Here is a 9263-nt window from a genome sequence, read left to right as displayed (position 1 = left end):
AGAGTGTTACGTCAGGAAGTATAAAGTAATTAGTAATGGTATATTAGTATAAAAATAAGTTATAAAAATATTATAGTTATATTGAATTTCCATGAAAATAATGTAAACTTTAAGATACCGGATTTTTTACATGAAAATGAATTAGAAATTACATTATCTAATTATAATGATAAAATAATTGAAAATAATAATATAAAATTAAGACCTTATGAAGCGATAGTATGTAAGGTTAAATAATCAATAGTATACAAACTAGATGTATTAAGGATTGTTGTATAGGAGGAAAATATGAAAGTTACAATAAAAGATGTAGCCAAAGAAGCTAATGTGGCTACATCTACGGTATCAAGAGTGTTATCAAATAACCCTAGGATAAGTGAAGAAACAAAAGAAAGAGTTAATGCAGCTATAAAAAAATTAAACTATAAGCCAAATCCTATAGCTAGGAGCTTAGCAAATAATAAAACGAGAATATTAGGAGTTGTACTTCCTAATGAAGCAGATGTTTTACTTGCAAATCCATTTTTCATAAACGCTATGAAAGGTATGAGTATGTATGCACAAAGTAAAAACTATTATATAACATATGCTTTTAGCAAAAATGAAGAAACAGAAGCTGAAAATATAAAAGAAATGACAAACAGTCATTTAGTAGATGGAGTTATACTTTTAAGAGTAAGAGAAAATGATGAAAGTGTAAAATACCTAAAGGAGATAAATTTTCCATTTGTAGTAGTAGGAAGACCAGAATGTCCAGACGAAGTACTATGGGTAGATAATAACAATTTTCAAGCTATGTATAAGGTAGTAAATAAACTTATACAAAATGGTCATAAGAAAATAGGTTTTGTAGGAGCAATAAAAAATTTGAATATGTCTAAGGATAGATTTAAAGGCTATAAAAAGGCTCTTGAAATGAATGGAATAAAATATGATGAAAATCTTGTTATACATAAAGATGAATTTAAAGAATATGCAGGAAAGATATCATGTGAGGAACTACTAGAAAATAATGACTTAACTGCTATTGTAACTACAGATGATCTTATAGCATTTGGTGTAATGAATGAATTAAACAATAGAAAAATAAAGAATATAGCTGTAGTAGGGTTTAATAATACTCAATTAGCTCAGTATCAAAAACCGCCTTTGGCATCTGTTGATATAAATGCTGATAAACTTGGATACCAAGCAACTAAATTATTAATTAATGCCTTAGAAGGTAATGATGATGATAACAGACACTACATTGTAAATACAGAGTTTATAGAAAGAAAGTCTTTCATATAAAATCTTTATAACATATATTTATTAAATTAACTAACTTTGTTCATATTAAGTTAATGTTATTGATACAAGGAAGTTTCGGGGAAAATGAGTAAATTAGATTTTATGTATGGGGGAAATATTATGATAGAAGCTTTTATATTTGATTTAGATGGAGTCATAACAGATACAGCAAATTATCACTACTTAGCATGGAAAGCATTAGGAGATAAATTAGGAATAAAGATTGACGAGGAATTTAATGAAACTTTAAAAGGGATAAGTAGAATGGAATCATTAGAAAGAATACTTATATATGGAAATAAACAAAATGATTTTACGGTAAAAGAAAAAGAAAAGATGGCAAATGATAAAAATCAATATTATGTAGAGTTAATAAAAAATATATCTCCAAAAGATATACTACCAGGAATCGAAAAACTACTAAAGGATATAAAATCTAATAATATAAAAATAGGGCTAGCATCTGCAAGTAAAAATGCAACTATGGTTTTAGAAAACTTAGGATTAAAAGAATCTTTCGATTTTATAGCAGATGCATCAAAATGTAAAAATAGTAAACCAAACCCAGAAATATTTCTTATGGCAGCTAAAGGTCTAGGAATAAATCCTATAAATTGTATAGGAGTGGAAGATGCAATAGCAGGAATTGATGCAATAAATGATGCTAATATGTATTCTGTTGGAGTTGGAGATGAATCATCTTTAGGTAAAGCTAACATTGTATTTAGTGATACAAATAAATTGAATTTTAAATATATAGTTGAAAATTATAGTTGTTGCTCAAATTGTTAAAAACTAGTAAATTTCAGGGGGATTTTATGAAGCGTTTATTCAATAATATAAATGAGTGGAAAATAATTCAAGATAAGATAGAGTATGATGAAAATAGATTAGCAGAATCAATAATGAGCTTAGGGAATGGCTACATGGGCATGAGAGGAAACTATGAAGAATATTATAGTAAAGATAGCCATAGAGGTTCTTACATTGGAGGTGTTTGGTATCCAGATAAGACTCGTGTTGGATGGTGGAAAAATGGATACCCAAATTACTTTGGAAAAGTGCCAAATAGCATAAACTATATAGGTATAGATGTATATGTAAATGGTGAATTACTTGACTTAGGAAAAGCTAATGTAAAACGTTTTCATAGAGAGCTAGACATGCAAAATGGAGTTTTAACTCGTAAATTTATTGCTGATGTTTGTGGATATGAGATTGAAGTAAATGTCGTAAGATTTTTAAGTATAGCAACTAAAGAATTAGGGGTTATAAAATATGAAGTTAAATCATTAAACTTTGATGGAAAAATAAGTTTTGCACCATACTTAGATTCTAATGTGAAAAATGAAGATTCAAATTATGAAGAAGATTTCTGGGTTAATGTATCAACAGAAGCTAGAGAAAATTATGGGAGTATAGTTGCAAAAACTAAAGAAAATCCATTTAACACAGAAGTATTTACAGTTGGAGCTGTGATGAATGTAAAATATAGTAAAGAACCTACTTTAAATACTTATATGAATAAAGAGTACTATAGTGCAAGCACTTTAGTATTTGATATTAAAAAAGATGAAACTGTAAGTATTGAAAAATACGTAACTATAACTACTACTAGAGATTATAAAGAAAATGAACTTATTGAAAAGGCAAATGATATATTAAGCAAAGAAGTTTTAAAAGGATATGAAACGGTATTAAAAGAACAATGTAGTGAATGGAATAAAAGATGGGAAAGTGCAGATATCAAAATAGAAGGAGATAAGCTTGCACAACAAGGTATAAGATACAACTTATTCCAATTATTCTCAACATATTATGGTGATGATTCAAGATTAAACATTGGCCCTAAAGGATTTACAGGAGAAAAATATGGTGGAGCAACTTATTGGGATACAGAAGCATATTGTCTACCTGTATACCTTGGCGTAGCTCCAAAAGAAGTGTCAAGAAATCTTTTAGTATATAGATACAATCAATTAGATAAAGCAAAAGCAAACGCTAAAAAGCTAGGCCTTGAGGGAGCGTTATATCCAATGGTTACATTCAATGGCGAAGAATGTCACAATGAATGGGAAATAACATTTGAAGAAATACACCGTAATGGAAGCATGATTTATGCAATACATAACTATACAAATTACACAGGTGATTTTGAATATATAAAAGAAAAAGGTATAGATGTAATAGTTGAAGTTGCAAGATTCTGGGCAAGTAGAGTTCATTTAAATGCCAGAAAGAATGTATATATGATTCATGGTGTTACAGGACCAAATGAGTACGACAATAATGTAAATAACAACTGGTATACAAATTATATGGCTAAGTGGTGCTTAGAATATGCAGCTAAAAATGTAGCTTGGTTAGAAAATGAAGATATAGAAGCTGTAAATAGAAATAATGTATGCAAAGAAGAAATAGAAAAATGGTTAGATATAGCATCTAAAATGTATTTACCATACGATAAAGAATTAGATATAATAGTTCAACATGATAATTTCTTAGATAAAGAACTTATCAAAGTAGGAGATTTACCGAAGGAAAATTTACCATTAAATCAAAAATGGTCTTGGGATAAAATACTTAGATCTTGTTTTATAAAACAAGCAGATGTACTACAAGGAATGTATTATTTTTCAGATAAATTTACTAAAGAAGAAAAGAAAAGAAACTTTGATTTTTATGAGCCATACACAGTTCATGAATCATCGTTATCTCCAAGTATATACTCTATAATAGCATGTGAGATAGATAATTTAGAAAAAGCGTATGAATTATACTCAAGAACCGCGAGACTTGATTTAGATAATTATAACAATGATACAGAAGACGGACTTCACATAACATCTATGTCAGGTGCATGGCTTTCTATAGTTCAAGGATTTGCAGGTATGAAAACATATAATGAAACACTATCATTTAGACCGAAGTTACCAGAAAATTGGGATGGATATAGCTTTAATATAAATTATAGAGAAAATAAATTAAAAATTGAAGTTAATAAAGAATGTATAAACATAATAAACTTGTGTGGAGACTCTATAAAAGTTAATATTTATGGAGAAACATATATAATAGACGATGAGAAAACTGTATCCTTGAATGATGGTCAGGAAAAATGTGAAGTGTAGATTTAACTTAACATATAATAAGAAGGCTGGTTAACTGAACAAAGTTAGCGCAGCCTTTTATAATTTTAAAATATAAAATAATAAAACATTTTGCTAATATTATCAGTCTAATAAATATATAAATTAAAAGAGAAAGGAAAATAAATCTATGGAAAAAAAGAAAAAATATATAATAGTATCATCTGTAATATTAGCACTAACAATAATATCAATAGGTATATACAACCCAGATTTAGCTTATAAAATACCATTTTTAAATGAGATATTGAAAACTACAAATAAAAATCTAGAAGTAGAAAAAATAAGTAAAACTATTGGAATAGATAAAGTAGTTCCAAAGATAGAAGTAAATGAAGAGGGAGAACTAGAAGTTAATAAAATAGGATTTATAAAAGAAGAAGATGCCTCGAAGCCAATTAGTTCATATCAAGCAATAAATATGATTCATTCTATGAGTAATACGATTATAAAAGCTGACAAGATATGGGGTCATACTGAAATAACCCCTAAAACTATAGATATAGCTATAGAAGGAATAAAATATATCGAAGACGATAAGGATAGAGCATATTTAGAGAAAGAGATAAAAGAGTGGAAGAATGGAGATTTTTCTAATGGTGTATTGGTGCACAATTATATATGGGAATTATTAAATGGAAGTGTAGGAAGGGCTACAGGCCTAAATGAGAAAGCTATCAATGAAATCCATAAGAAAAGTTTTGTTAATGATTAATAAAGATTAGTATATCAATTGGAGTCATAAATTATATAAATCCCCCATATAAAATTATAAAAATATAATTTTATATGGGGGATTTATGAATAGTCTAGATATAAAGATAAATGAGATAAAAAGTAATCTTATGAATGAAAATATAAAGGCTATAAGAAAAAGCAAACTAAAGGTTATAAAAAGTGAAGACATAAAAAATATAAGATTAGAAGATAGAAATTTATTAGAAGAATATAATTATTATGTGAAATTGTTAAAAAAAATTAAAAAATATATAAATAAAAATAAAGATTTATTAACGATACTAAATGTAGAAAATGATAAGATAGGAAAAATAATATATATAGTAGTTACAATTAATATAAAAGAAATAAGTATAGGCATACCAATAGAGTTAAGAATAATAACTGGAGATACAAACGATACATACATGGATTGTACATACTATAAGATAAAAGATGAATCAAGATTATATATAAATGATTTTAAATCAACAAGACCTAACCAAGGTTATGGAGGAATTTTATTAAAGAATTTAGATAATATTGTAAATGAAGCAAATAAATATTTAAGAATTTATAAATTTAAAGATATAAAGATAATAGAGGGACATTTAGTTGCAAATAAAAATATTATTAGTGAAAGTGATTTGAAAGATATGTATGCAAAGTATGGATTTGAAATAGACAGCAAAAACAATATGAAGAGGAAGGTATACAATATAAATTAATAAATAAGGTTATTACTTGTATTGAAAAATAATAACCTTATTTGGAAGATAGCTAAATTTGATAATTAAATATTAGTTTCTTTATTTTTACTTCTTTGTAAAAAAGCTAGAGCTTCTTTTATTAGTATAAGTGCTAAAATGAGTAAGGCTATAGCAATTATAACAAGGAGAGAATTTACTCCTATATTAGCTGTAATGTTAAAGCAAAGAGAAACTATAGTAATAATAAACATAAATACTATAGGAATAATAAACTCTTTGCAACCTCTTTTCGTATTAGTAAGCCATATAGCTATTGCCATTAAAGCTATAGCAGCAAGTAATTGATTTGCAGAACCAAATATTGGCCAAATTTTTTCATATCCCATAACAGCAAAAAGTCCAGAGCATACAACTGTAATAGTAGTAGAAACGTACATATTTGTAAGAGGATTCTTTTTAGTAGCTTCTTCGTTATTTAACCCATTAGTATCAAAGAATTCTTGGAATATAAATCTTCCAAGTCTTGTTGCAGTATCTAATGAAGTAAGGGCAAATGCAGAAATTGCAAGTGCTGTAAAAGTTTTACCCATACTAAATGGAATACCAAATGAAACCATAAAGTTTGCTATACCTTCAGAAAATACATTTACAGGACCACCATTAGCTAATAAGTCTCCAAACTGAGAGTTTGATATATAAGCAACAGTTATAAGGGCTACTATAGCGAGTAATCCTTCTATAAGCATTGCGCCATAACCTATTTTTTTAGCATCAGATTCTTTATATAATTGTTTAGAGGATGTACCAGAACCAACAAGTGAATGGAATCCTGATATTGCACCACAAGCAACAGTAACAAATAAAACAGGGAATAAATATTGTCCATTAACATTAAAGCCAACAAAACCATTCATTTGTATTTCAGGTCTTAATATAACTATACCTAAAAGAGAACCTACTATCATGGCATATAATAAATATGAATTTAAATAATCCCTTGGTTGAAGTAATATCCACACAGGCGTAACAGATGCAACGAATATGTATACAAGAAGAATAATAATCCAAGCTTGCTTAGATAATGATAGTGGAAATAAAAATCCTAAATAAATGCAACCGAATAATAGTATAACACCAACTATAGTTGCAGGTAAAAGAGGAGCTTTAAATCTATAAACTGCTATACCAAACAATATAGCTAGTATCATAAAAAATACTGAAGCACTTGCAGCTTGAGGAGTTGAAACAAAGTTATCAGCGACAATGTTTGCAAAAGCAGCAACTACTAAAATTAAAGTTAACCAAGCGAATAAAGCAAATAATTTTTTGCCTTTTTTACCCATATTAACTTCGATTATTTCGCCTATAGATTTACCGTCATGTCTTATAGATGCGAATAAAGAGCCAAAATCTTGGACACCACCAAAGAATATACTACCTATTATTACCCATAGTGTAACAGGTATCCATCCAAAAACTGCAGCTTGTATAGGACCAACTATAGGCCCCGCACCAGCTATTGATGCAAAGTGATGGCCAAGTAAAACAGGAGATTTGGCAGGAACATAGTCTATCGCATCATATTTTGTATGTGCGGGAGTTTGACGAGAGTCATCTACACCCCACTTTTTAGCAAGATATCCCCCATAGAAGATATAAGCAATCAATAATATAATTGCACTTCCTATTAATAAAGTAAATGAGTTCATTTTAAAGCCTCCTTATAAAAATTTATAATATCTTTAGATTCAGAATTGTAGATTAGTTCTTTTTTAAAATTGTTAAATAAGATAAGTCTAGTTGAAGCGTAACCTCTAAGTCCAAATTTATAGCTTTTTCTTTTTTTGTATTTTCTTATGTATTTTTCTAAATCAGGATCAATAGAGTTAGATGATAAAAATAAAGTTATTACTGAAGACATGTGATTTTCATTTGTCTTTACGATATTGTCCATAGCATATTCAGCAAAAGGCAATATATTTTTGATTAGATATTCTTTAGATAGCTTATTTACTTTCTTGGCAAAGATATATTCATTATTTTCATAAGCGTAAATGATTTTGTCTTTATTAAGAAAGAATTTAGAATTAGTTAGTAGAAACTCCCCCATAAAATCAAAGTTGTAATTATCAATAGAATAATTATCATAAATATTAAATGAATTCTTTAGGGCGTTTTTTAATTTAAATAAAATATTAACACCTCCTTAATAACTTACTAGTTAAATATTAGTACTATACATAGTAAATTTCAACTACAAAAGCTATTTAAATATAAAAGCTAAAAAATATAGATAGCAAAATTATTTATATAGAGTATTATCTTAAAACCTTTTTATCTTATAGCAATATTGAAATAAGAACGAGTGAATTTAGGTTTTAAAATATCGACTTTGTATTAATTTGTTTAATTTATGGTATAATGAATAGTTACATATGAAAAAATAAGGAGATAAAAATGAATAAGAAATTTACAGACTTTAATTTAAATAAAAATATATTAAAAGCATTAAATAATTTAGAATATAAAGAGCCTTCAAAAGTACAAGAGCAAGCAATACCAAAGCTTTTAAAACAAGAAGATATAATAGTTAAATCAAAAACGGGAAGTGGTAAAACTGCAAGTTTTGCAATTCCTATATGTGAAAAAATAGATATAGATAATACTAATGTACAGGCACTTGTAGTAGTGCCAACTAGAGAGTTGGCTCTTCAAGTTAAAGATGAAATATCTAATATAGGTAGGTTGAAAAAAATCAGATGTAGTGCCATATTCGGAAAACAGCCTATAAAGGAACAAATTTCAAGCTTAAAACAAAGAGTACATGTTGTAGTGGCAACTCCAGGTAGAATAATAGACCATATTGAAAGAGGAACTATTAATATAGAAAATATAAAATATTTAATAATAGATGAAGCTGATAAAATGCTAAATAAAGGGTTTATAGAACAAGTAGATATTATATTTAAAAACTCACCAAATAAAAAAACGATAGGTCTTTTTTCAGCTACAATAGATAAAGATATAGAGTATATATGTGAAAAATATATGAACAACCCTATAATGGTAAACATAGAAAATCATGAAGAAATTAATAAAAAACAAATAGATGAGAGTTATATAAAAGTTGAAGAAAGTAATAAATATGAAACTTTAAAAAAATTAATATATTTAGAAAATCCAAAATCATTGATGTTATTTTTAAATACAAGAGAAAGAGTTATGAAGCTTTATAGTCAAATGAAAAAAGATAAATTTTTAGTAAGAGAGCTTCATGGAGATATGTCTCAAGATAAACGAATATATGTAATAAAAGATTTCAAAGAATTTAAATTTAATATATTAGTAAGTAGTGATGTAGCATCTAGAGGTATTCATATAGATGATATTGCCTTGG

9 protein-coding genes are annotated in these 9263 nt (G+C 27.3%); 7 read left to right on the top strand and 2 right to left on the bottom strand.

The annotated features are described in order from the left end of the window. The first annotated feature begins 42 nt into the window (after positions 1–42). The 6 genes from VLM92_RS17010 to VLM92_RS16985 all read left to right on the top strand — a co-directional run bounded on the left by VLM92_RS17010 (position 43) and on the right by VLM92_RS16985 (position 5884). Entirely contained in the window at positions 43–237 is a 195-nt protein-coding gene (locus tag VLM92_RS17010) for a hypothetical protein (protein WP_422662683.1), read from the top strand. 51 nt (positions 238–288) lie between these two features. After that, the gene (locus tag VLM92_RS17005) at positions 289–1290 is read left to right on the top strand and encodes a LacI family DNA-binding transcriptional regulator (RefSeq protein ID WP_325277509.1); all 1002 of its coding nucleotides are present in this window, start codon (positions 289–291) and stop codon (positions 1288–1290) included. A gap of 120 nt (positions 1291–1410) precedes the next feature. Then, a complete protein-coding gene (pgmB, locus tag VLM92_RS17000) occupies positions 1411–2082 on the top strand; it encodes a beta-phosphoglucomutase (protein WP_325277508.1) in 672 nt (223 codons plus the stop codon). 26 nt (positions 2083–2108) lie between these two features. Then, positions 2109–4421 (top strand): glycoside hydrolase family 65 protein, encoded by a 2313-nt coding sequence (locus VLM92_RS16995; protein WP_325277507.1) that lies wholly within the window; start codon positions 2109–2111, stop codon positions 4419–4421. A gap of 148 nt (positions 4422–4569) precedes the next feature. Next, a complete protein-coding gene (locus VLM92_RS16990; RefSeq protein WP_325277506.1) occupies positions 4570–5154 on the top strand; it encodes a DUF6241 domain-containing protein in 585 nt (194 codons plus the stop codon). An 85-nt stretch (positions 5155–5239) separates the two neighbouring features. Next, positions 5240–5884, top strand: coding sequence for a hypothetical protein (locus VLM92_RS16985; protein WP_325277505.1), 645 nt, complete (start codon positions 5240–5242; stop codon positions 5882–5884). 65 nt (positions 5885–5949) lie between these two features. On the opposite strand, the gene VLM92_RS16980 is transcribed toward VLM92_RS16985, so the two are convergent. Together VLM92_RS16980 and VLM92_RS16975 are read right to left on the bottom strand one after the other, a co-directional pair. Further along, positions 5950–7575, bottom strand: a complete 1626-nt coding sequence (locus VLM92_RS16980; RefSeq protein WP_325277504.1) for a carbon starvation protein A — start codon at positions 7573–7575, stop codon at positions 5950–5952. Next, positions 7572–7976 carry a hypothetical protein gene (locus tag VLM92_RS16975; protein WP_325277503.1) on the bottom strand — a complete coding sequence of 135 codons (405 nt, stop codon included), beginning with the start codon at positions 7974–7976 and terminating at the stop codon, positions 7572–7574. Before VLM92_RS16975 ends, VLM92_RS16980 begins: the two co-directional genes overlap by 4 nt. A gap of 347 nt (positions 7977–8323) precedes the next feature. Here VLM92_RS16975 and VLM92_RS16970 point away from each other — a divergent pair. Beyond that, the coding region (locus VLM92_RS16970; RefSeq protein WP_325277502.1) for a DEAD/DEAH box helicase at positions 8324–9263 on the top strand (940 nt) is incomplete at its 3' end.

It is taken from the genome of Romboutsia sp. (genome assembly GCF_035470145.1).
In the GTDB taxonomy this organism is placed as follows: domain Bacteria; phylum Bacillota; class Clostridia; order Peptostreptococcales; family Peptostreptococcaceae; genus Romboutsia_D.
Note: the sequence above shows the minus strand (reverse complement) of the source record. Positions and strands in the feature narration are given on the sequence as shown.

What these genes read in the sequence shown, in the direction of transcription:
- VLM92_RS16995 (WP_325277507.1), top strand. Translation starts at nt 2,109, where the DNA reads ATGAAGCGTTTATTCAATAATATAAATGAGTGGAAAATAATTCAAGAT.
- VLM92_RS16980 (WP_325277504.1), bottom strand. Translation starts at nt 7,575, where the DNA reads ATGAACTCATTTACTTTATTAATAGGAAGTGCAATTATATTATTGATT.
- pgmB (WP_325277508.1), top strand. Translation starts at nt 1,411, where the DNA reads ATGATAGAAGCTTTTATATTTGATTTAGATGGAGTCATAACAGATACA.
- VLM92_RS16985 (WP_325277505.1), top strand. Translation starts at nt 5,240, where the DNA reads ATGAATAGTCTAGATATAAAGATAAATGAGATAAAAAGTAATCTTATG.
- VLM92_RS17005 (WP_325277509.1), top strand. Translation starts at nt 289, where the DNA reads ATGAAAGTTACAATAAAAGATGTAGCCAAAGAAGCTAATGTGGCTACA.
- VLM92_RS16975 (WP_325277503.1), bottom strand. Translation starts at nt 7,976, where the DNA reads ATGGGGGAGTTTCTACTAACTAATTCTAAATTCTTTCTTAATAAAGAC.
- VLM92_RS16990 (WP_325277506.1), top strand. Translation starts at nt 4,570, where the DNA reads ATGGAAAAAAAGAAAAAATATATAATAGTATCATCTGTAATATTAGCA.